Genomic DNA, 22560 nt, shown 5'->3' on the forward strand with positions numbered 1-22560 from the left:
GGTCTTATCTTTATTTAATTAAAAGGTTAACCCCGCGCCAACCATAACATGCTTGTCATAAGTGTCACTGCTACTGTTGAGTACTTTTACAAATACATCCAGTCGAGATGCGTCTGATATGCCGATGCGAAAGCCTGCCTCTGGATAATAGACCGTTTCATCTAAGAATGAGACGCCGCCACCAATAAACGACCACATAGGGATACCAGGTAGGATCTGTAATGCAGGCGTGGCGCTGTAGTAGCGAGAGCCTAAGGTGATGGCGTTTTCGAATTCCTCTCCAATGACAAAAGACAGACCACCATAAAAAGAAATATTTTCTGGTAGAGTGTATTCCATATTGGCTCCGATGATGGAGGTAACGTTTGTTTCTCCATCCGGTGTGGTTGGGCGTGCAGCGGCAGATTCAAAATTTATTAAACTCGCAATTTGACCTTCTGCTGATGCGTTTGCACTGACGAGAACTAAAGCTGCAAGTAAGAGTGGTCTCATTGTTTGTTATCCATTTGGTTTAGGCGATTCAGCATTTGAGAAAGAGAAGATTCCCAATTCGATTGCTGTTCTTTGGTTTGGTTTAGAGAGTTTTGAATCTCACTTTTTTCTTCGCTAAGTTCGTAGTTCTGCATTTCTAATTCTGAAATACGTTTGCGTAGTGAACCAATTTCTTCAACGGCTTCGTTAATACGTTGTTCTAGGTGGTGTAATAGTTCGTTATTCATTGTATCTGTCCTAAAAATAAAAAATCGCCATTTAGTGTGTAGGCGTATCGTTGTGTAAAGTTACCAGGCAATCACGACGTCTTGTTGTTGCACGTTAAGTATATGAGAGTCAACAACGAGCTCTCCAACAGAGAAGTTGGGTTGTACCTGTTTGATTGTAACACTGATATTGGCATTATTCAGCTGTGTTTGGGTAGACTGTAACTGATTAGATACCTCATAGCGGCGATAAATATTGAACTTATCTCCTTGTTTTATACCCGCCAGTGACCCTGCTGATATGTGTATTCTATTGCCTTCTGTGCGGAAAATATTGGCAATAAAAGGCTGGCACCTCAGTTGTTCACTTGCATCTAAGGCGCTTTCTTTTAGAGCTTGCTGAACCACTTTGCCATAATGTACTGACCAAAATTTTGCGCTGCCAAAGCCAATTCTCGCGTGGTCAGATATGTCCCAGTTGCCGATTTCATTGTATCTGTGTTCAAACAAAAGTGCGCCACTAAAACCATCATAAATGTAGATATCGACCACGAAATTTCTTTCTTTATCGATTTCTTCAGAATCGTCTTTTGCATTTTTATCATTAGGGTGTCTAAGATAGACTTCACTAATGTCTCTAATGACACCACTAATGATGTATTGAACACCAAGTTGTTCACTGATTCTAGTGAGGTTGGTCAGTGAGCCATCGTTGTTCGTTGAAGACGGCGCGTTAATAAGATCCGGGTAGATGGCAATGTTAGTGGCCGTTAAGGCTTTTAAGTAGCCTTGTCTGTTTATTTCATCGGCTAATTTCTTGGGCAGCTCTCTTGGGATATTACTAAGCTCACCTAATGCGGCCTGCTGTGGAACTTGCAGCTCAAACCCAGTGACGCCCACAGTTTTTTTGTAATACCGTGTTGGCCCCGAACTGCATTGAGAGTCTGCGGTCACGTCAACACGAGCAATCACTCGAAGAAAGTCACCGTTTTGTTCTTCTGAGAGAATACGTGCTTTTTGAACATAGCCAGAACTGCGTATTTCTAAGTTCGATTCTACTTCGCCGTTGTAGAGTTCGTCTTTCACGTTCACTCTAGAGCCAGACTCTAAAACGGCTTGTTTGATGGCTTGTTGGGTGGCTCTGTAACGAGCATCGGCGATATCATTATCATAAATAATGGCTTCACCAACAGCATCAATGCTTTTGGCAAAAGTGGCAACTGGTAAGATGAGGAATAAGGCGGTAATGAATGCGCGTTTTAAAGTAAACATCGGTTATTCAATACTGTAAAAATTAGTAGTTGGGGTGGCGTTTTGAACATTGATAGCGCGTGACCCCGATTGAACTTTACAATTTGGGTCTGCTTGTACATTGTTTGAGCTTACGCATTGACGAAAGTTTTCTTGCAGTGCCATTTCTACCACCGTTTCAAATGTGCCATCTTCATGCTCTCTTTGGGAAACGACTTTTGCCCCCACTAGATAAGCATCCACATAGGTTCTTAGCTCGTCATTTTGCATGACCATGTTGCTCAAAGAGCTTGAACCATCGATTTTTAGACCATAAACCCGTTCCGATAAATTTCTGTAGGCATCTAACATTGAGCTACGCATGGTCATAATACGAGCTTGAGATTGTGTTAGGCGCTTACTTGTCATCATGGCGGCATAGCCTGTTGCTGTGACAATAATAGGTTCTTGCTTAACAACGATAACCGTATTGTTGGTGTTGGGTGAACCAGTTTGGGTGTATGGGGAGGATGGGCTTCCAACAACATTTCCATTACAAGGCGCAACGGTGGTACAAGGCTGTCCGGTGGCGCTTTGTTGGTTAAGGTTTTGACAACCAGCAAGCGTTATTGCACCTATGGCGATTAAAAGAATGTTAAATGGTCGTGTCATGGTGTGCCCTTTGCCTTTGAGTGTAAGCCTTACGAGACTTTTATCTTTTGTTGAAAAAGCCGATATTTTATTCCCCGGCTCTCACTGGGTAACGTCTTATCGCAAGTAACAATGTACTGGAACGTTTTTCGGCTTTTCAATATGGTTCGTTTAATCAACAAAATGTAAACCATTTTAGGCTCTAGCGTCCATGTTTGCTTGCCTAAAAAGTGTTTTTTATTGGTTTTAAATGGCGAATTTGTTTTTTTGTTGTGTCTATTTCGGTTATATCGAGGATTTTACGTTGAGGAGGTTTTTTCGAGAAGAATCTTTACATGCTTATTTGCTGGATGAATGATAAGCCAAGATAGAATATACTGTTTTTTTGTACAGTAAAATTTGGTGTTATGTCATCGAATCGCAAGATTATTCATATTGATGCCGATTGTTTTTACGCCGCAATAGAGATGCGAGACAACCCTAAGTTGCGTGATATTCCTATTGCAATCGGTGGTGCAGCCAGTGGTCGCGGTGTATTGTCAACGGCGAATTACATTGCCCGTGGTTACGGGGTGCGTTCTGCTATGCCAACATCGGTGGCAATGCGATTATGTCCTACATTGCTTGTTCTTCCTGGTGATATGAATAAATATCGAGAAGCGTCTTCTCAAATGCAGGCTATTTTTCGAGAGTTTACCTCTATTATTGAACCGTTATCGTTAGATGAAGCCTATCTTGATGTGACTGATTCCGACTGTTTCCAAGGAAGTGCAACACGAATAGCTGAGAAAATACGCAGCAGAGTATTAAAAGAGATAGGCATTACCGTGTCTGCTGGAGTGGCGACAAATAAGTTCATTGCAAAGGTGGCCAGTGATTGGGATAAACCGGATGGCTTAACCGTTGTGACGCCAGAAAAACAGTTCGAATTTGTTTCCTCGATTCCGGTTAAGTTTATTTCTGGAATAGGTCGTGTTGCTCAAGATAAGTTGGCGTCGTTAGATGTGTTTACATGCGCTGATCTACAGAAACTGGATTTCGTTGTATTGCAAAAGCATTTTGGCAGCATGGCATTTCGACTGTCTCAATTCGCCTTAGGGATTGATAATCGACCGGTTATGACATCAAGAGAAAGGAAAAGTATCTCTGTAGAGCATACATTTTCGGCTGATTTGCTTGATCTCGCCGCATGCCAAGCCGTTATGCCTGAGCTTTTGGTGGCGCTAGAAAAGCGTATGGCAGGACGACACTTTGAAGCTCAGTTAAGCAAATATTATTTAAAGATAAAGTTTGATAACTTTAAGCAAACTACGATAGAGCTGCCGATAAAAAATAAATTATCTAATGCGATCTTTTTGACCCTTTTAGAGCAAGCTTATGCTCGCTTCCGTCGCCCTGTTCGCTTGATTGGAGTGGGATATCGTTTATCTCCCCCAGAGCCTCATCAACTGCTTTTACCTTTTGTTTGATTGGTTGTGTAAATTATGATCAATTGTCTACTGCTTTACTATACTGAATTTAAGAACAGTACGGAGGGGGCGTTATGTTTAAACAAGAGGGTAAGTTTAACGAAGTAAACCTAAATGTGCCGGGGCCTTTATCTCAGAGATTGCGCTTTGAGGTGGAGCAAACTTTGGGGCGTTTGTATGCTGATCCATCGTTAGTCGATCAATTAGATCGTCTGTATTTGCCTTTTGCGAGTTGGCTAAGTGAGAAGGCTCGTGTTGGGCGCGGACCATTGGTTGTGGGGCTTGGTGGTGCTCAAGGCTGTGGAAAAACGACTTTTTGCAATGTGATAAGTCGAATATTGAATAAAGGCTTTGAGTTAAATTGTATTGTGCTCAGTTTGGATGACTTGTACAGCACTCGTCATGAACGACTTAAATTTGCCAGTCAAACGACTCCTATGTTTTCTGTTCGAGGCGTCCCAGGTACGCACGATGTGAGTCTGGCACTATTGCTTTTTGAAAGATTGAAAAATCTGAAAGATGGCGAAGTAATGAAGTTTCCTTGCTTTGATAAGTCTGTCGATGACCGAAAGCCTGTCCATTTATGGCAGGAAGTTCAGGGTCCAGTGGATGTTGTGTTGTTTGAGGGGTGGTGTGTTGGTGCGCCGCCAATGCGAGGAAATATACAGCATCCAATCAATGCGCTTGAAGCGAATATGGATGCCGATTGCTTGTGGCGCAATAAGGTTAATCAGCTTTTAAAAGACGACTATAAAAAGTTGTTTGCGAAGATAGATCTGATGGTTTGGATGCAAGCGCCGAGTTACGATGTGGTTTATGGTTGGCGAAACAAACAAGAGCGAGTTTTAGAAAGCCATCTCCACGATATACATGGTGTATTATTGGATACCATTGATTTAAAAGTGATGTCATCGGATGAGTTGAAGGAGTTTATGCAGTATTACGAAAGGCTAACTCGACATATGTTAGCGGTCATGCCTGAGCGAGCTGATGTGTTGCTTCGATTAAACAGAGAGCAAGGTGTTGTGGAAATACGTTTTCCTGTAGAGCATTAGGTTTGGCGGTTGAAGGCGATGATTAAGTTCAGATGACAGTCGAGCGATAAATGGCAATATGATAGGCTATGGCAAACTGCGATAGCCTATTTTTTTGGAGTGTTAAAAATGACTGAATTATTGCCATCTGTTCTTGTTGAAACGAGCGATAAACCTGATGCCGCTGTTATTTGGTTACATGGCCTTGGGTCGGATGGTCATGATTTTGAGTCTTTGGTTCCCGCCTTGTCTTTGTTGCCGACGCTGAAGGTTCGTTTTGTGTTTCCTCATGCGCCGCGTCGTCCTGTAACGGTCAACGGAGGGATGATGATGCGAGCTTGGTATGACATTTACGAAATGACATTAGATCGAAAAGTAGATCTGGCTAATATTGCAGAATCCAGTTACCAGATTGAGCAATTGATACAGAATCAAATGGATCAAGGTATCGCCCCAAATCGTATTGTGTTGGCGGGCTTTTCTCAGGGAGGCGTCATTGCTTATCAGACGGCACTTCAATCTAAGCATGTATTGGCAGGTGTTTTAGCATTATCGACTTACTTGGTGAATGCTAATGAGGTAGTTGAAGCGGATATTTGTCCTAATGGTCATACCCCCATTCTCATTCATCACGGTTTGCAAGATCCCGTGGTTGCGCCTGTTTTAGCGGTGCAAGCAAAAGATTGCCTGTTATCCAAGGGGTATTCAGTGTCATATCAGACTTATAATATGCCTCATTCAGTTTGCCCTGAGCAGGTGCAAGATATCTCGCACTGGCTAAATACTGTATTGGCTTAGCGTTCTAAGTAAAAAACGTTAGGAGTTCTTTGTGTCCAGCAACGATACTGAATGGTTAGAGTTTGCGAAAAACCTTGCGATAAAAGCGGGTGATATGATTACGGAAGCGCGTACGAACTCAAGTTTCGTGCGTGATTATAAAATGGATCATGAGTTAGTGACTTCGACCGACATTGCGGTAGATCAGTTTATTTGCGGTCGTATTCGTGAACATTACCCTAAGCATTTTATTTTATCAGAAGAGTCATCTCCTCATATGGATCTTAGCACCATTGCTGACGATGTGCCTGTGTGGGTGATTGACCCCATTGATGGCACGGTGAATTTTGCTCATGGGCATCACCACGTCGCGGTTTCAATTGGTCTTTATGTCGGCAGGGAGCGTATTTTAGGGGTTGTGAATGCGCCATTTTTAGGCGAATGCTTCTGGGCGTTAAAAGGTTCGGGTGCCTTTTGCAATGGCAAGCCTTTGGCTGTTTCAGGTGCAAAACAATTAAGGAATGCGTTGGTCGCAACGGGATTTCCTTATCAAAAAACAGCGTTACTGCCGATTATAGATCGTGTGTCACGTATTCTGCATCATTGTCAGGATATTCGTCGCAATGGCTCAGCGGCTCTGGATTTGTGTTGGGTAGCGGCCGGACGTTTAGACGCTTATTTTGAAAGTGTGAAGCCTTGGGATATGGCAGCGGGTGTCTTGATAGCAGAAGAGGCTGGGGCCACTGTGGGGCATTATTTGTCAGCAACCTCGGCTTGGCCTGAAGTGGTTAATGGGGAAGGGTTGATCGTGTCGACGCCTGATTTGTTTAAAGAGCTTCTGGTCTTGATGCATTGTGAGAAATAGACTGGGGCTTTGAGGGTTTTATGCTTATTAATATGCTGCAAAAAAACAAGTTTACAATACGAGTCTATGTCTGAAGAGCGTGGATGATGAGTTGTATTAATCGCAACTCGGTATGCTTAAGTGTTTGTTTGATTACCATTTATTTTGATTGGATTGATTATGTCTTTTACTGCTTTTTTGATTATGTTGCTGTGCTCATTGCTTGTTATCGTGGCTTCGCTTTGGTTTATTCGGCATCAGCTTAAATTAAATAAAATACGAGAAGAGAAGGTTCAAGCAGGAGAAGACCGCTTTCTTGAAGAGCGTCAGAAAAGGATTGATAGCATCAGAGTGTTGTTGAGTGTGGCGGGGACTGATGAGGTTAATTGGATTGAAGCCAGTATTCGAATCAAAAATTTATTGGATCAGTTGAGTGAAGATTTATCGGAACATGACGATATTTCCGCTTTTTATATTATGGCAGAAAAAACACAACACATTCCAACCCACGAGCAGTGGGGGAGTTTGCCAAAATCTGCGAAAATGAAATTTCGACGAGAAATGGATGGATATGAGGCAGAATACGCTGAGCATTTGCTGCGGGCGAAAACATCGCTAATGGCTCATGATTTCAAATAATGCTCATTCAGCTGCTGGTTTCTATTGTTTTCTTATTTTTGTTGCTGATTTTGTTGGTGTTGTTTTTTATTCGTCATCAATCGAAAGTACCTTATTATAGGTTAACGCAAGAGCAGTGCGTTACTTTGCTTAAAAGGGCGATACAGGGTGTTTTGCCTGAATATGAATGGCATGCCTTTCTTGGTATGACAGTGAGAGACGATGATGCGCTGGATGAATTAAGAGAGCGGTGCTTGCTGATTGGTGAGTTTGGAATAAAAGGGACGCAATTAATAAATGGTCAGTTGTGTATTTCTTTTAACAAAAAAGGGCTATCACAGCTGGAATTGTTACTTGATGAGTGGCAGCATAAATTACACTATTTAGTCTGAGGCCATTGGCACGGTTGTCGTGAAAAAGGTCTAAATTTTAAAAATGGAAGAGCATAGGGTTTAAACATTATGAATGAGTTAGAGGCGTTGTTTGAACAGGGATCTGAGTGGATGCCTTGGTTAGTTGATACAGTGATTAATTTATCGATTGGTCTCATTGTTTTTTTTGTGGGCAAATTGGTTGCCGCCAAAGTGTCTCATTGGTGTGAAAAGCGCTTGCTCAAAGCGTCTGTTGATCAAGCGGTGGCGGGCTTCGCATCGAGTATTTTATATGCCTTGATGTTTGCCGGTGTGGCGTTAATGGCGCTGGGGCAAATTGGCGTTGAAACGACCTCTTTTATTGCCATTCTTGGTGCGGCCGGTTTGGCTGTGGGTTTGGCGTTGCAAGGTTCCTTGTCTAACTTTGCGTCGGGTGTGCTGATTATTTTATTACGTCCGTTTCGCTCAGGTGACTTTATTGATGCTGGCGGTCAAATGGGCACAGTGAATCGTATAGAGTTATTTCATACCTATCTTAAAACACCAGATAATCGCGTTATTATCATGCCAAATTCGTCGATCATGGACGGTTCAATTGTGAACTTTTCACGTGAAGCCACTCGTCGTCTCGACCTTGTAATTGGGATCAGTTATGACGCAGATATCCGTTTGGCAAAACAGATTATGGAAGACATCGTGAGTGCTGACGAGCGTATCTTAAAAGAGCCTTCTTGTTTAATTGCTGTGTCTGAATTGGCTGACAGTTCAGTCAACTTCTTCTTGCGACCTTGGGTGGCTTCTGGCGATTATTGGGCTGTGCGCGCCGATCTCTTAGAGAAAATTAAATACGCTTTTGATGAGCGTGGTGTCGGTATCCCATACCCTCAAATGGATGTTCACGTGCACAAGCAAGAATCTTAAGCTTATATCGTGTAATTTCTTAGCGCTATAACGCTCGTAATGCCGCCAAGTAACCGCTGGCGGCATTTTTGTTTTTACTGTTATTTTTAATCTTTGAAAAGGTGGCTATTAATGAGTCGATATCGTCCCCCTTCACCACCAAAATCTGCTTACATTACTCAAGAAGGCGCTCAGGCTCTGTTGGCAGAACTAAAATATTTGTGGAAAGAGAAGCGTCCTGCTGTGACTGAAACCGTACGGGAGGCTGCTGCACAAGGTGATCGTTCAGAAAATGCCGAATATATTTATGGTAAAAAACAGCTTCGTGAAATTGACCGTCGCGTACGTTATTTAGAAAAGCGTTTAGACGTTTGTACGGTTGTTGATCGCTTTCCTAGCGATCAAGAGCGAGTGTTTTTTGGTGCTTGGGTGACACTGGAAGATGAAGCGGGAAACATGAAAGAGTACCGAATTGTTGGGCCAGATGAGCTGGATCATAATCCAAACTATATCAGTATTGATTCTCCGGTGGCCCGGGCTTTACTCAAAAAGCAAGAAGGGGATGAAGTGGTTATTCGCCTTGCCGGTGGAGAGAAAACCTATCTTATTGACTCGGTTGAGTATCGACAAGTAACAACATGACTATTTATTACGGCATGGCGCAATGGCAACATCCTGCTTGGGTGAATTGGCTTTATCCTGCTTCTTTAGCTGCAGGAGAGAGAATTAGTCGATATTCTCAAGTGTTTTCAACGGTTGAAGTAGGCAGCACCTTTTACACTAAGGTTGATGATGCTCAGTTATTACGCTGGTATAACTCTGTTGGCGAGGGGTTTAAATTTAGCTTTAAAGCACCACAAACAGTGACGCATCGATTATTAGAGCGTCCGTGGCTTGATGTTCAACGTGATTGGTTGGCTTTTATGCTTTCTTTGCAGCCATTTCAAGCTAAGCTTGGGCCGACGATGCTGCAGTTTCCTGCACTATGTGATGAGCGGGCTTTAGACACTATTTTGGCTTTGTGTGATATGTGGACACTCTCCACACCTTTGTCTGTCGAAGTGCGAAACCTTGTCTATTTTGATAAGGCACAGACAGAATCGAGTTTTTTGGCTGAGTTGTCGGTACGTAATGTGAATCGAGTGGTGATGGATTCAAGACCGGTTTTCTCCACAGAGGCTTATTGTGAAAGCCTAGTCGAGGCGCAAAAGAAAAAGCCGAGGGTGCCTTGCCATCCTGTAGCTACTGCCAATCATCCCGTTGTACGTTTCATTGGTCATCCAGAGTTGCCTCGTAATGATGTTTGGTTGGATCAGTGGGCGGCTAAGCTGTCGCAGTGGTTGTCCGCTGGGTTAGTGCCCAGTGTTTTTGTTCATTCGTCTGATAACATTGCCGCGCCTACGTTGGCGGCTCGGTTGGATGAAAAGATACAAGTTCTAATGCCAGACTATCAGTCGCCGTTGCCGCTTCCGCAAAGTCAGGAGCAGGTCAGTCTTTGGTGATCCAAGGCTGCGAGCTGTCAGCTTGTTAGTGTCATTGAAGGAGAGCAAATGTATTCATTGGTTTTTTATGTTCCAGAAACCCACCTAGAGCAAGTTAAGCAGGCGGTATTCTTGGCGGGTGCTGGAGCAATGGGGGATTATGATTCTTGTTGTTGGCAAGTCAAAGGGCAAGGGCAATTTCGTCCGATAGATGGCGCGTCTCCTTTTCTGGGTAAGGTCGGAGAGCTTGAGTATGTTGATGAGTATCGGGTTGAAATGGTGTTGGCAGACGGAGTGAAGTCGGAAGTCATATCGGCTTTGTTGTCAGCGCACCCCTATGAAGAGGTGGCTTATCACCTTATTCCGATACTGTATTAAAGTGAATAGTGTCTTCATGGAAGCCGTATTGGCCTTTTTTGTGGTCTTCGATGAAAAATTCGAGCGTTTTGCTGACGCTACTAAAGGCCAATTCATCCCATGGAATGTCTGTTAAGTCAAAAAGTGCGACTTCTGAACTTTCTTCGGTGGCATGAAAATCATCTTTTTCCAATTCAGCCAGATAAAATAGATGAATTTGGTTAATCCTTGGGATGCTGATCATGCTGAAGGCTTGTTTGCAGATTGCCGAAGAACCGCTTTCTTCTAGTGTTTCACGCAGAGCACCTTCGCGGGTGGTTTCTTGGTTTTCCATAAATCCGGCAGGTAAGGTCCAGAAGCCAAGGCGCGGTTCTATATTGCGTCGACACAATAGGACTTTGCCGTCAAAGATGGGTATTGTTCCTGTTATTAGCCTAGGATTGTCATAATCGATATGCTCGCAATTTGGGCACACCGCTCTGATGCGATTATCACCAGATGGAATGGTCATGTTAACGGAATGACCACATTGCGGGCAGTATCTCATGAGTTTTTCCTTAACGCTTTAATTGGAGTTTTGCGTATTTGACGACTTTGTCTTCAATTTCCTGGATTTCAATCATGTAATGTCCGACCCATAGGCTAATAGGGTGCTCAGGGATAAATTCCAGCGTCTCAATGATAAGGCCATTTAATGTTTTTGGCCCATCAGTTGGTAAGTGCCAATTAAGCGTTTTATTGATTTCTCGAATATGGGTTGAACCTTCTATTCTAAAAGACCCATCATCGAGAGTTTGTATTTCTTCTTCCTCGTCTTGCATTGGTGGGGTGAATTCACCAACGATTTCCTCCAACACGTCTTCTAAGGCAGCGATACCTTGCACGTCTCCATACTCATCTACCACGATGCCCATTTGCTGGTGGTCTTTTTGGAAGTTAAGTAGCACCGTGTTTAATGATGTGCTTTCTGGGATAAAATAAGGTTCAACCGTTGCTTTCAACAAAGCGGCTTTAGACGGCGTTGGGTCGCGTAAAAACATGGCTGCATGTCGTGCGTGCAGGATACCGATTATTTTATTGATTTCGCCATTGTAGACAGGCATGCGCGTGTGTCTGCTTTGACAAATTTGTTCAATGATTTCTTCTATCGAGTCTTCAAGGTCAATGCCGATAACTTCGTTTTTAGGAATCATGATGTCTTCAACAGAGACTTTTTCCAAATCTAAAATAGACAACAGCATTTCTTGGTGCGCGGCCGGTATTAGGCCGCTTGCCTCGTTCACGACTGTCCTTAATTCCTCAGAATCTAAAGTGTCATGATTAGACTGAGAAGCATGGACACCAATTAGACGTAGTAAACCATTTGATAGGAAGTTTACTAGCAATACCAATGGATATAATACTTTTAGAATGATGGCTAATACCCATGATGCTGGGAAAGCGATTTTTTCTGGGTGTATGGCGGCCAGTGTTTTGGGTGTGACCTCAGCAAAAATCAGAATCACCATGGTGAGTGCTCCGGTTGCTATGGCAACACCAGCATCACCCCAAAGACGAACGGCGATAATTGTGGCAATGGCAGAAGATAGGATGTTTACAAAATTGTTACCAATTAATATAACACCAATGAGTCTGTCGGGGCGCTCTAGTAAAGTGCTTACTTTCATCGCGGAACGGTTCTTGCTCTTCACTAGATGTTTTAGTCGATATTTGTTTAACGACAACATCCCAGTTTCGGAACTCGAAAAAAAAGCGGACAGTATGATTAGACAAAAAAGTATTCCACCAAGAACACTTAAGGGGATATCGTTCAAAAAGGGATCGCCTCAGTTATGTAGATAATAGGATTATTCGTATTTAGGATCTTAGTGTCAAATGACTTTGTGTCTTTGTTTATCATGACAATAAAATTTGCAGCACTATTTGGCTGCCAAAATAGCCGAGCATCAATAGAAAAAAGCCACTCAACGTTAGCTTGACAGCTAATTGACCGCGCCAGCCAGCGATGTATCTTCCTAATAATAGCCCTGCAAACACAAACCAAGAAGCGATAGTAAAAAATGTTTTGTGAACAAGGTGTTGGGCAAACATGTCTTCAATAAAATAAAAACCGGTTGCTATTGTGATAGTCAATAAAATGAAAGCAGCCCAAATGAATTCAAACATTAAGCGTTCTAGTACTTGCAGTGGTGGTACTCTGAGTAGTTGCTTTAATTTGTGATGCTTCAATTGATATTCTTGCATGGCAAGTAAAATGCCGACACCGCAAGCGGTCGTAAATAAGCTGTAAGCCACAGATGCGATCAGAATGTGAGCGCTTGTCCCCCAGGAGTTACTGTGTAAGGGGGTTAGGCTCCAGGGTTCGATGGCATTTAGTGCAATAATGATCGAACCGAGGGGGAAGGCCGCGCCAAGCAGCAAAGACAAATCTTTGTCACGATTACTAAACCAAAGTAAGCTATTTCCGATTAATGCAATCAGTAGTCCAATGGTCAAGAAGGTAAAGCCATCTCTACTCAGCAATAATTGTGTGAGTGAGAGGGCGTGCATTGCGATGGCAATCGCCCCAATATATTGAGTGGCACGGTTTCTTGGACGTAGGTAATACGCTGTGCCAGCAATTAAACAAGCGATACAAGCAAGCCAAAGCGATAATTGAGTCATGAAACTAAAGGTTCCGCAGGGTAAAGGTATAGGGTGATAATCATTTATCCGTTATAATAGAGACAATTTCACCTTGGATAAACTGAAACCGTAGGTTTTTTCCATTCAGAGCCAAAATTTGAGGGCAAATATGTTCGACAATTTATCGAATCGCTTAACTTCCTCGCTTGATCGTATTCGAGGTCGAGCAAAATTAACCGAAGACAACATACAAGAAGTGTTGCGCGAAGTGCGCATGGCGCTACTTGAAGCGGATGTTGCGCTGCCAGTTGTTAAAGATTTTATTGCAGCTGTTAAGGCGCGCGCGATAGGGACGGAAGTCTCAAAAAGCTTGAGCCCTGGGCAAGTCTTCCTAAAAATCGTTAAGCAGGAACTTGAGAGCGTCATGGGGCAAGCCAATGATGGTCTTAACCTTCGTGTGGCGCGCCCCGCTATTATTTTGCTAGCGGGTTTGCAAGGGGCGGGTAAAACCACGTCCGCGGCAAAGTTAGCAAAATACTTAAAAGAGCGTGAGAAAAAATCGGTTTCGGTAGTGAGTGCGGATATTTATCGTCCAGCCGCTATTAAGCAGCTCGAAACACTGGCTGGTGAAGTGGGTGTTGATTTCATTCCAAGTGACTTATCGCAGAAACCGATTGATATCGTTAATAATGCGATCGATTATGCCAAAAAAGCCCATAAAGATGTTTTGATCATCGATACCGCGGGGCGTCTCGCGATAGATGATGAGATGATGGCGGAAATTAAGGCCTTGCATGCGGCTGTAAATCCCATAGAAACCTTGTTCGTCGTCGATGCGATGACAGGTCAAGATGCGGCGAACACAGCAAAGGCATTTGGTGATGTGTTACCGCTAACTGGGGTGATATTAACTAAGACCGACGGTGACGCGCGTGGTGGTGCGGCTTTATCGGTTCGTCACATTACAGGTAAACCGATTAAGTTTTTGGGTGTAGGTGAAAAAACCGATGCTCTAGAACCTTTCCACCCTGATCGTTTGGCCTCTCGTATTCTTGGTATGGGGGATATGCTTTCTTTAATAGAGGAAGCAGAGCAAAAGATTGATAAAGACAAAGCTGAGAAGCTTGCCGGCAAGCTGAAAAAAGGCAAAGGCTTTGATCTGGAAGATTTCAAAGAGCAGCTTCAGCAGATGAAAAACATGGGTGGCATGAGTTCCATGCTGGATAAACTGCCGGGTATGGGGCAGTTAGGAAACATCCAAGATAAGGTCAATGACAAGATGTTCGTTCAAATGGAGGCGCTTATTAACTCTATGACGCCCGCTGAACGACGTAACCCAGATGTCATTAATGGTTCTCGTAAAAAGCGCATTTCTACGGGAGCAGGATTGCAAATACAAGACCTGAATCGTTTGTTGAAGCAGCATAAGCAGATGCAAAAGATGATGAAAAAGTTTAGCGCCAAGGGCGGTATGCAAAAAATGATGCGCGGATTAGGTGGAATGATGCCTGGCGGCTTCCCGGGTGGCGGTGGTTTTCCGAAATAATCAACGTTATTTCGTTGTTTTTATTGGAGGTTGTTAAAAAACTTTCAATTAAAGTGTTGGGGCGAGTAAATCGCCCTTTTGTTTTTCTAGTTTATCGACTAGAATATGCCGCCTTCTTGTAGTATGAGTCAAAAATTCGACTCGGCAAGGGGTGTTTCGTTAAGCAATAAGGAACCAATCATATGGTAACTATTCGTCTTTCTCGTGGTGGCTCTAAAAAGCGCCCATTCTATCATTTGAACGTGGCTGATAGCCGTCGTGCTCGTGATGGTCGTTATATCGAGCGTTTGGGTTTCTTTAACCCTGTTGCTCGTGGTCAAGAAGAACGTTTACGTGTTGATCTAGAGCGCGTAAATCATTGGGTTAGCCAAGGCGCTCAACTTTCTGATCGTGCAGCTCAGCTTGTTAAAGAAGCTGGTAAAAACGCTTAATACTGAGGTAGTGCTATGTCTGAATTAAAACAAGCGGCCGCTCCAGAGCAAGCCCTTGTGGTTGGACGCATTACATCAGTTTATGGTGTTAAAGGGTGGGTGAAGTTATATTCGCACACCGATCCAATGCAAGGGATCTTTGATTACAAGCATTGGTGGTTGAAAACTCCTAGTGGGTGGAAGACCGTAGAATTAAGCCAAGGTCGTTTGCAAGGACGGGGCTTGGTGGCATCAGTAAAGGGTTATAACGACAGAGATCAAGTAAAAGATATCTGCGGTATGGACATTTATATAGATGCAGCAGAACTGCCAGAATTGGAAGAAGGTGATTATTACTGGAGCCAACTGGAAGGACTGAGGGTTATTACCAAAGAGGGTATCCTCTTAGGGAAGGTTTCTCAACTTATGGAAACTGGTGCGAATGATGTTCTCGTTGTCCGCGCGTGTGAAGGTAGCTTTGATCGTGAAGAGCGATTGATTCCTTATGCCCCAGGTACTTATGTTCTAAACATTGATTTAGAGCAGCAGGAAATGGTGGTTGATTGGGATCCAGAATTTTAAACCGATAAGCTGAGGTCACAACGTGAAGGTTAGCGTTATATCGCTCTTTCCGGAGATGTTTCAGGCCATTACCCAATACGGAGTAACAGGCAGAGCCATTAAGTCTGGGTTAGTTGAGGTGGATTTTTTTAATCCCCGTGACTTTACGCATGACAAACATAAGACTGTTGATGATCGTCCTTATGGTGGTGGTCCAGGGATGCTGATGAAAGTTCAGCCTCTCAAAGATGCGATTGCGAGTGCCAAGTTATCGGTACCCAATGCAAAAGTTATTTATCTATCCCCTCAAGGGCGTACGCTAACGCAAGAAGGCGTGCAACAACTTGCTAAACAAGCAGAATTTATTCTGGTAGCAGGTCGTTATGAAGGCGTTGATGAGCGTTTGATTCAATCTGAGATTGATGAAGAATGGTCAATTGGCGACTTTGTCCTAAGTGGTGGTGAGTTGCCGGCAATGGTGCTCATGGATGCCGTATTTCGTATGGTGCCAGGGGTGCTGGGAAAACAAGCGTCTGCGGATGAAGATTCATTCTCTGACGGTTTGTTGGACTGTCCGCATTATACTCGCCCAGAAGTGCTTAATGGTGAACCTGTGCCATCGGTGCTACTTAGTGGCAACCACGAGGAGATTAGACGCTGGCGTTTAAAGCAAAAGCTCGGAAGAACTTTTCAGCGCCGGCCAGACCTTCTGCAGAACCTTGAGTTGGACAAGGAACAGCAGTTGCTGTTAGAAGAGTTTATTCGCGAAACTGAAGATTCAACCTCGGCAGAGTAGGAATTGCGAGCTTATCAGAAAGAAGAACCTTCATGCTGATAAGAAACCATATCATTAGGAGTCACATCCATGAGTAATAAAACTAAACTGATTCAGCAGTTAGAAGCTGAACAAATGACAAAAGAAGTCCCAGCCTTCGGTCCTGGTGACACTATTGTTGTTCAAGTTAAAGTTAAAGAAGGTTCACGCGAGCGTCTACAGGCCTATGAAGGCATTGTAATCTCTAAGCGTAACCGTGGTCTTAACTCAGCATTTACCGTTCGTAAAATTTCTAGCGGTGTTGGTGTTGAGCGTGCTTTCCAAACGTACAGCCCTTTGGTTGAAAGCATCGAAGTTAAACGCCGCGGTGACGTGCGTCAAGCTAAGATCTACTACCTACGCGAGCGTTCTGGTAAATCTGCACGTATCAAAGAAAAATTGGCTAAGCGTTAATTTTTCTTATTTAAAAAAGGCGACGCGAGTCGCCTTTTTTTATGGAACTAACCCACCTAGGTATGGCCTAATAGAGACTATTTATCATGTCTTTGAGGTTTTCCATGACGAAGTCTTCTCGTACGTCTTTTCTCGTTACTGCAATGAGTGTATTTTGGTTTTCATTATCAAATACAGTGTTGGCAGATCAATCAGCGGTTTTATCCACGGTACAGGCAGCTTTACCTCAATATGAGATTGAAAGTGCGGAATTGCACCAAGGTGCAGGTTTGTATGTGGTTGTTTTAAAAAATGGTCCTACATTGCATGTGACTCAAGACGGAAAGTATTTTGTTGCGGGAGATCTTTATCGCATAGATGGTACCAAGCTTGAGAACATGACAGAAAAAGCAAAGTTAGCCAAGATTGAAGCGCTTCCTGAATCTCAAATGATCGTCTATAAGGCTAAGAATGAGAAAGCGCATATCACCGTTTTCACCGACGTTGATTGTGGTTACTGCCGAATGTTGCACAAAGAAGTGCCAAAGTTAAATGACGCAGGAGTAACGGTTCGTTATTTGGCCTACCCAAGAGCGGGGGTCGGTTCTGAGGCGTATCGTAAGATGGTGAGTATTTGGTGTTCAGCAGATCCTGAAGAGTGGCTCACTAAGGTTAAACTGGGGGCTGAAATTCCTGAAAACAAGTGTGTTAACCCTGTCGCGGATCAGTATAAACTGGGTAATGAAGTGGGGGTACGAGGTACGCCAAGTATAGTGTTAGATAACGGCGCCTTTTTGCCAGGATATTTGCCTGCCGCCGAGTTGGTAAAAGAGCTTGGTTTATAGTCTTATCGCGAAATATTTCACTAAACATGAGTGTTCTTCAGCTGTTTCTACGTTGGGTTTGAAAATGACAGGCGTTATAATAAATCAGTTTGTTACTTAAGCAGGCACGAACACCTTTCTTTGCGTCAACTAAGTGTTCTATAAAAATTAAATTATCTCTGTGGGGTATTGTTTTGAAACCGGTAAAAGTCGGAATTTGTGGGCTGGGGACAGTGGGATCCGGTAGTTTTAATATTTTGCGTAATAATGCAGAAGAAATTACACGACGCGTTGGCCGCAGCATTGTTATCGAACAGGTTGGTGCACGCCGCGATAATGACGTATGTGATACCACTGGTATAAAAGTCACCCGTGATATTTTCGATGTGGTCAACAACCCAGAGATTGATATTGTTCTTGAGCTGATTGGCGGAACCTCTGTTGCGAAAGAGCTGGTGCTTACCGCCATTGCAAATGGTAAGCATGTTGTGACGGCAAACAAGGCGTTAATCGCAGAGCACGGTAATGAGATTTTTGCCAAGGCCCAAGAGAAAGGCGTTATTGTCGCATTTGAAGCGGCTGTTGCAGGCGGTATCCCGATTATTAAGACATTGCGTGAGGGCTTATCCGCTAATCGCATCGAATGGTTGGCGGGCATCATCAATGGCACAGGGAATTTCATCTTAACGGAGATGAGTGAAAAAAATCGAAACTTTGGTGAAGTGTTAGCTGAAGCACAAGCGCTTGGTTACGCAGAAGCAGACCCTACCTTTGATATTGAAGGAATAGACGCGGCACATAAGCTGACTATTCTGGCTTCCATTGCGTTTGGCATTCCATTGCAGTTTGAAAAAACCTATACCGAAGGTATCAGTCGTATTACCTCTGAAGACATAGAATTCGCTCATCAGCTTGGCTATGCCATTAAGCATCTTGGCATTGCGCGTCGTACCAAGGCGGGTATTGAACTTCGCGTTCACCCTACGCTGATTTCTCGCAAGCAGCTACTTGCTAATGTGAATGGTGTGATGAATGCCATTATGGTTCAAGGTGATGTGGTGGGCCCAACCTTGACCTATGGTGCTGGTGCTGGCGCATTGCCGACCGGCTCGTCAGTGGTTGCTGATGTGATCGATGTTGCTCGTGCCTTGACGGCGGATCCAACTAATCGAGTGCCTCACTTAGCCTTTCAAGCAGACTCTTTGTCTAACATGCAAATTTTGCCAGTAGAGGAAATTGAATGCGGTTTCTTCCTGAATATGACGATTAAAGACCGCGCTGGTGTGTTGGCCAATATTACTCAGATTTTGTCGACGAACGACATTAGTATCGAGTCTCTGATTCAACGTGAACGTGAAGGCAGTGAGTTAGTCCCCTTAGTGGTGATGACGCATGATGTCAAAGAACGCAACATGAATGCTGCAATAGCAGCGATTGAAGCCTTGCCGGATGTTGCGGGAACCGTGCAAAGAATCCGTGTTGAAAACTTGGCGTAAGAGAGAGCAAATATGAAATACATTTCTACTCGTGGTAAAGCGCCAGCGCTTTCTTTTGGTGATGTTTTATTAGCTGGTTTGGCAAATGACGGTGGCTTGTATGTGCCAGAAACTTTGCCTCATTACAGTAAAGAAGAGATCGCTTCTTGGGCGAAGCTAAGCTACCAAGAGCTTGCCTTTAAGGTGATGTGGCCTTTTGTGGAAGGTGATATTCCGGCGGATGCTTTTAAAACCATGATCAATGATGCTTACGCAGGTTTTAATCACAGCGCCATTGCACCCATGGTTCAAGTGGGTAATAACGAATGGATTCTGGAATTATTCCGTGGCCCAACTTTAGCGTTTAAAGATTTTGCCCTGCAGTTACTGGGTCGTCTGATGGATTATGTTCTGTCTGAGCGCAAAGAAAAGCTGGTTATACTAGGCGCCACATCTGGTGACACTGGTTCGGCTGCGATTGAAGGCTGCCGTCATTCAGAGCATCTGAATATTTTTATCTTGCACCCTTACCAGCGTGTTTCAGAAGTACAACGTCGTCAGATGACCACGGTGATTGACGATAATGTATTTAATATCGCAGTAAAAGGTAACTTTGATGATTGTCAAAGTATGGTGAAATCCAGCTTTGCCTATCAGTCTTTCTTGAAAGGTGCTAAATTAGGGGCGGTTAACTCAATTAACTGGGCTCGTATCATGGCTCAGATCGTTTACTACTTCTCTTCTGCCTTGGCTGTGGGCGCGCCGCATCGTAAAGTGTCTTTTTCTGTGCCTACGGGTAATTTTGGCGACATTTTTGCGGGTTATTTGGCGAAGAAAATGGGCTTGCCCATTGATCAGTTAGTGGTTGCAACCAACCAAAACGACATTTTGCATCGTGTGATTGCTGAAAATGACATGAGTCGCCAGTCTTTAAATGTCACCTTGTCTCCAAGTATGGATATCATGGTGTCTAGTAACTTTGAGCGTTTGTTGTTTGATGCTCATGGTCGTGATGGCGCGGCAATTGATGATTTGATGGCGCGTTTTAATAAAGGCGATGTGTCGTTAAACGATCAAGCTTGGTCTTTTGTAAAAGCGAATTTTGACAGTTACAAAGTCGATGATCAGAAAACCTGCGAAGTGATTGCCGATGTGTTTGCTAAGACACAATACCTTCTTGATCCGCATACCGCGATTGGTCTTGAAGCGGCTCGTCATTGCTGGAAAGATCAGTCTGTCCCTATGATTACTTTAGCGACGGCTCATCCAGTGAAATTCCCAGAAGCGGTTGAAAAAGCTGGTTGCGAAACACCAATGTTGCCTGAGCATATGAAAGATCTTTTCGAGCGAGAGGAATCTTATGCCGTGCTAGATAATAGCTTGAGCGATGTTCAGGCCTTTGTTGCGGAAAAAATCTAGTTATAGACAGTAAACTGTCTATAATCTATTTAGATGAAAAACGGCCAATCAAAGATTGGCCGTTTCTTTTTGTTTTGCTTTCATTTTCTCTTTTTGTGCCTTTCCTATGAATATTATTTTACTTGATTCTAACAATACTCTTGCCGACGGTTTCTATGGTCTGACTCCGCGTCAACAAACTCATATTTCAAATGTGATCAAAGCGAAGCAAGGTGATATTTTGCGAGTGGGTATTTTGAATGGAAAGATGGGAGAGGGGGTTTATGAGCCACCAAGCGAAGATCAGGCTGGCTACATTCATTCGTTATCTCTTTCTATGCTCCCGCCAGAGCCTCTTCCTATGGTGTTGGTGATGGCATTACCCAGGCCGAATATGTTGAAGCGTACATTGCAAAATATTACCGCAATGGGCGTAAAACATTTATATTTAATTCACTCGGCAAAAGTGGAAAAGAGTTACTGGCAAAGCCCTGTGTTAGCAACCGAGTCGATCCAGCAATGTTTATTAGAAGGCTTAGAACAAGCAAAAGATACGGTAATGCCTAATTGGTCTTTGATTCCCCGTTTTCGACCTTTTGTTGAAGATCAGTTGCCTGATTTATTAAGAGACAAAGTGGGTTTGTTGGCCCACCCTTACCTAGCGAAGTCTTGTCCTGTTGATATTCAAGAGCCTTGTGTTTTGGCGTTGGGGCCCGAAGGCGGATGGAATGAATTTGAAGTGAGTAAGTGGTTGGAAGCAGGTATGGAATCCGTTCATTTGGGGGAGCGTATTTTGAAAGTAGAGACGGTTGTGCCAGTTTTATTATCACGCTTGTATCCTGCTTGATAATGGAATGTTGTTATTTGTAAAGAGTAGATATTATTAGGGGAGCTATTTAACACTTTGGTGTAGGATTGAGGCATATTAGCCATATACGACTTAGTGCCGCTGGGTCGGAGAGTATGCATGACGAATAATTTAGATGAATTGAAAGCGGAAAATACGCTTAAAAATAAAGCCAAATCGTCTTGGCTGACTTCTTTTTATGTAGGGATGACAGACGATGTTTTTTCGGAAGATATTCGTCGGGTGTTTATTATTAACCTGTTCGCCTCGGTGGGCGTGCTTTTTACCCTTCCTTTGGGTCTCGTCTCCTTGTTCGAGGGAAAGCTTGTATTAGGCTGTTTTTTATTGCTGATTGCCCTGTTGTATGCAGTGAATCATATTTACTTACGTCGAACACATAATCACGCCTTATCTGGTAATTTCGTCATTTATCCTTTGTATGTTTTGATGATTTATCTTGTGTATACTGGTGGTGTAAAGGGAACGGGGCATGTTTGGATTTATTGTGTTCCTGCGGTTTCTTTGTTCTTGCATGGGATGAAAAGAGGCTTGATTGAACTGGCTTTTTTTACTCTTGCTCTGATTGTTACTATGTTTTTCACCAATAGCCATTTTGAAGAATTTGGTTATGACCCTAATTTAAAGTCCAGAATTTTGTTTTCGTTTATCGTGGTGGTTTTTTTGTCTGGAATATATGAATACTCCATGTCTCGTTTTAATCAAGAATTAAAAGAAACCTCTGCTAAGTTAAAGTTGGTAGCCTATAGAGACCCAGTCACTGAATTGTTGAATCGTAGAGGTATGCTGCAGCGTTTGGAGGCGAGTTCTTATGCTAGCTTTCATCTTCTACTAGCCGATGTGGATTTCTTTAAACGTATTAACGATGAATATGGTCATGAAGTAGGGGATTATGCACTGGTTGAGTTAGCGAATCTTATCCAGACGTCACTTCCTGAAAAGGGCCTAGCATCCCGTTGGGGAGGAGAAGAATTTTTGATCGCTGTGTGTGATTGCAATGAATCTGATGCCTACGCCTTGGCGGAATTAATACGACATAAAGTAGAAAAACATGAATTCGTTTATCTAGATCATAGGTTTCATATGACTCTTAGTTTTGGCGTCGCCACTATGAATGAATTAACTTCTCTTCGTGAAGCGATGACGCTTGCAGATGGGCGTCTGTACCATGCAAAAAGAGCAGGGCGCAATCAAACTAGAAGGAACTAGGGATATGTTA

27 protein-coding genes are annotated in these 22560 nt (G+C 43.3%); 20 read left to right on the top strand and 7 right to left on the bottom strand.

What is annotated here, in order from left to right:
• Positions 1-18 precede the first annotated feature (18 nt).
• The 4 genes from DK187_RS14880 to DK187_RS14895 are packed head-to-tail and all read right to left on the bottom strand — an operon-like array spanning position 19 to position 2600.
• Complete coding sequence (locus tag DK187_RS14880; protein WP_111608126.1) at positions 19-492, bottom strand: hypothetical protein; 474 nt, start codon at positions 490-492, stop codon at positions 19-21.
• Complete coding sequence (locus DK187_RS14885; RefSeq protein ID WP_111608127.1) at positions 489-719, bottom strand: cell division protein ZapB; 231 nt, start codon at positions 717-719, stop codon at positions 489-491. The genes DK187_RS14880 and DK187_RS14885 overlap by 4 nt, the downstream gene beginning before the upstream one ends.
• A 60-nt stretch (positions 720-779) precedes the next feature.
• Positions 780-1970 carry a flagellar assembly protein T N-terminal domain-containing protein gene (locus DK187_RS14890; RefSeq protein WP_111608128.1) on the bottom strand — a complete coding sequence of 397 codons (1191 nt, stop codon included), beginning with the start codon at positions 1968-1970 and terminating at the stop codon, positions 780-782.
• Positions 1971-1973: 3 nt separating this feature from the next.
• Positions 1974-2600, bottom strand: coding sequence for an LPP20 family lipoprotein (locus DK187_RS14895; RefSeq protein WP_111608129.1), 627 nt, complete (start codon positions 2598-2600; stop codon positions 1974-1976).
• A 386-nt stretch (positions 2601-2986) separates the two neighbouring features.
• Between DK187_RS14895 and dinB the strand changes: the two genes are divergently transcribed.
• The 10 genes from dinB to DK187_RS14945 all read left to right on the top strand — a co-directional run bounded on the left by dinB (position 2987) and on the right by DK187_RS14945 (position 10451).
• A complete protein-coding gene (gene dinB, locus DK187_RS14900; protein ID WP_111608130.1) occupies positions 2987-4048 on the top strand; it encodes a DNA polymerase IV in 1062 nt (353 codons plus the stop codon).
• Between the two features lie 74 nt (positions 4049-4122).
• Positions 4123-5103 carry a hypothetical protein gene (locus tag DK187_RS14905; RefSeq protein ID WP_111608131.1) on the top strand — a complete coding sequence of 327 codons (981 nt, stop codon included), beginning with the start codon at positions 4123-4125 and terminating at the stop codon, positions 5101-5103.
• A gap of 108 nt (positions 5104-5211) precedes the next feature.
• On the top strand, positions 5212-5880 hold the full coding sequence (locus tag DK187_RS14910) for an alpha/beta hydrolase (protein ID WP_111608132.1): 669 nt from the start codon (positions 5212-5214) through the stop codon (positions 5878-5880).
• A 31-nt stretch (positions 5881-5911) separates the two neighbouring features.
• Positions 5912-6724, top strand: a complete 813-nt coding sequence (locus DK187_RS14915; RefSeq protein WP_111608133.1) for an inositol monophosphatase family protein — start codon at positions 5912-5914, stop codon at positions 6722-6724.
• A 159-nt stretch (positions 6725-6883) separates the two neighbouring features.
• Positions 6884-7342, top strand: coding sequence for a DUF2489 domain-containing protein (locus DK187_RS14920; protein ID WP_111608134.1), 459 nt, complete (start codon positions 6884-6886; stop codon positions 7340-7342).
• The gene (locus DK187_RS14925; RefSeq protein ID WP_111608135.1) at positions 7342-7713 is read left to right on the top strand and encodes a hypothetical protein; all 372 of its coding nucleotides are present in this window, start codon (positions 7342-7344) and stop codon (positions 7711-7713) included. The genes DK187_RS14920 and DK187_RS14925 overlap by 1 nt, the downstream gene beginning before the upstream one ends.
• A 69-nt stretch (positions 7714-7782) precedes the next feature.
• Positions 7783-8613: a mechanosensitive ion channel family protein gene (locus DK187_RS14930; RefSeq protein WP_111608136.1), complete on the top strand. Its 831-nt coding sequence runs from the start codon at positions 7783-7785 to the stop codon at positions 8611-8613.
• A gap of 111 nt (positions 8614-8724) precedes the next feature.
• Positions 8725-9234: a transcription elongation factor GreB gene (gene greB / locus DK187_RS14935; RefSeq protein WP_111608137.1), complete on the top strand. Its 510-nt coding sequence runs from the start codon at positions 8725-8727 to the stop codon at positions 9232-9234.
• Entirely contained in the window at positions 9231-10094 is an 864-nt protein-coding gene (locus tag DK187_RS14940) for a DUF72 domain-containing protein (protein ID WP_111608138.1), read from the top strand. Before greB ends, DK187_RS14940 begins: the two co-directional genes overlap by 4 nt.
• A gap of 48 nt (positions 10095-10142) precedes the next feature.
• Positions 10143-10451: a YqfO family protein gene (locus DK187_RS14945; RefSeq protein ID WP_111608139.1), complete on the top strand. Its 309-nt coding sequence runs from the start codon at positions 10143-10145 to the stop codon at positions 10449-10451.
• On the opposite strand, the gene DK187_RS14950 is transcribed toward DK187_RS14945, so the two are convergent.
• The 3 genes from DK187_RS14950 to DK187_RS14960 form a co-directional block, all read right to left on the bottom strand.
• Positions 10432-10977 (bottom strand): NUDIX hydrolase, encoded by a 546-nt coding sequence (locus tag DK187_RS14950; protein WP_111608140.1) that lies wholly within the window; start codon positions 10975-10977, stop codon positions 10432-10434. The two genes, DK187_RS14945 and DK187_RS14950, sit on opposite strands and share 20 nt — an antisense overlap.
• A gap of 10 nt (positions 10978-10987) precedes the next feature.
• Positions 10988-12244 carry an HlyC/CorC family transporter gene (locus DK187_RS14955; protein WP_111608141.1) on the bottom strand — a complete coding sequence of 419 codons (1257 nt, stop codon included), beginning with the start codon at positions 12242-12244 and terminating at the stop codon, positions 10988-10990.
• Positions 12245-12326: 82 nt separating this feature from the next.
• Positions 12327-13094, bottom strand: a complete 768-nt coding sequence (locus DK187_RS14960) for a cytochrome C assembly family protein (RefSeq protein ID WP_111608142.1) — start codon at positions 13092-13094, stop codon at positions 12327-12329.
• A 130-nt stretch (positions 13095-13224) separates the two neighbouring features.
• Here DK187_RS14960 and ffh point away from each other — a divergent pair, with 130 nt between their 5' ends.
• The 10 genes from ffh (at position 13225) to DK187_RS15010 (ending at position 22550) form a co-directional block, all read left to right on the top strand.
• The gene (gene ffh / locus DK187_RS14965; RefSeq protein ID WP_111608143.1) at positions 13225-14601 is read left to right on the top strand and encodes a signal recognition particle protein; all 1377 of its coding nucleotides are present in this window, start codon (positions 13225-13227) and stop codon (positions 14599-14601) included.
• A gap of 182 nt (positions 14602-14783) precedes the next feature.
• Complete coding sequence (rpsP, locus tag DK187_RS14970; protein ID WP_111608144.1) at positions 14784-15032, top strand: 30S ribosomal protein S16; 249 nt, start codon at positions 14784-14786, stop codon at positions 15030-15032.
• A gap of 15 nt (positions 15033-15047) precedes the next feature.
• Positions 15048-15593, top strand: a complete 546-nt coding sequence (gene rimM, locus DK187_RS14975; RefSeq protein ID WP_111608145.1) for a ribosome maturation factor RimM — start codon at positions 15048-15050, stop codon at positions 15591-15593.
• Between the two features lie 22 nt (positions 15594-15615).
• Positions 15616-16368 (top strand): tRNA (guanosine(37)-N1)-methyltransferase TrmD, encoded by a 753-nt coding sequence (trmD, locus tag DK187_RS14980; RefSeq protein ID WP_111608146.1) that lies wholly within the window; start codon positions 15616-15618, stop codon positions 16366-16368.
• Positions 16369-16437: 69 nt separating this feature from the next.
• Complete coding sequence (rplS, locus tag DK187_RS14985; RefSeq protein ID WP_111608147.1) at positions 16438-16800, top strand: 50S ribosomal protein L19; 363 nt, start codon at positions 16438-16440, stop codon at positions 16798-16800.
• A gap of 104 nt (positions 16801-16904) precedes the next feature.
• The gene (locus DK187_RS14990; protein WP_223232239.1) at positions 16905-17624 is read left to right on the top strand and encodes a thioredoxin fold domain-containing protein; all 720 of its coding nucleotides are present in this window, start codon (positions 16905-16907) and stop codon (positions 17622-17624) included.
• Positions 17625-17797: 173 nt separating this feature from the next.
• Positions 17798-19099, top strand: a complete 1302-nt coding sequence (locus DK187_RS14995; RefSeq protein ID WP_111608148.1) for a homoserine dehydrogenase — start codon at positions 17798-17800, stop codon at positions 19097-19099.
• A 12-nt stretch (positions 19100-19111) separates the two neighbouring features.
• Positions 19112-20497: a threonine synthase gene (thrC, locus tag DK187_RS15000; protein WP_111608149.1), complete on the top strand. Its 1386-nt coding sequence runs from the start codon at positions 19112-19114 to the stop codon at positions 20495-20497.
• Positions 20498-20603: 106 nt separating this feature from the next.
• Complete coding sequence (locus DK187_RS15005) at positions 20604-21323, top strand: 16S rRNA (uracil(1498)-N(3))-methyltransferase (protein ID WP_111608150.1); 720 nt, start codon at positions 20604-20606, stop codon at positions 21321-21323.
• Positions 21324-21443: 120 nt separating this feature from the next.
• Positions 21444-22550, top strand: a complete 1107-nt coding sequence (locus tag DK187_RS15010; protein WP_111608151.1) for a GGDEF domain-containing protein — start codon at positions 21444-21446, stop codon at positions 22548-22550.
• The last annotated feature ends 10 nt before the right edge of the window (positions 22551-22560 follow it).

Origin of the sequence: Marinomonas arctica (assembly GCF_003259225.1) — a bacterium.
Taxonomy (GTDB): domain Bacteria; phylum Pseudomonadota; class Gammaproteobacteria; order Pseudomonadales; family Marinomonadaceae; genus Marinomonas; species Marinomonas arctica.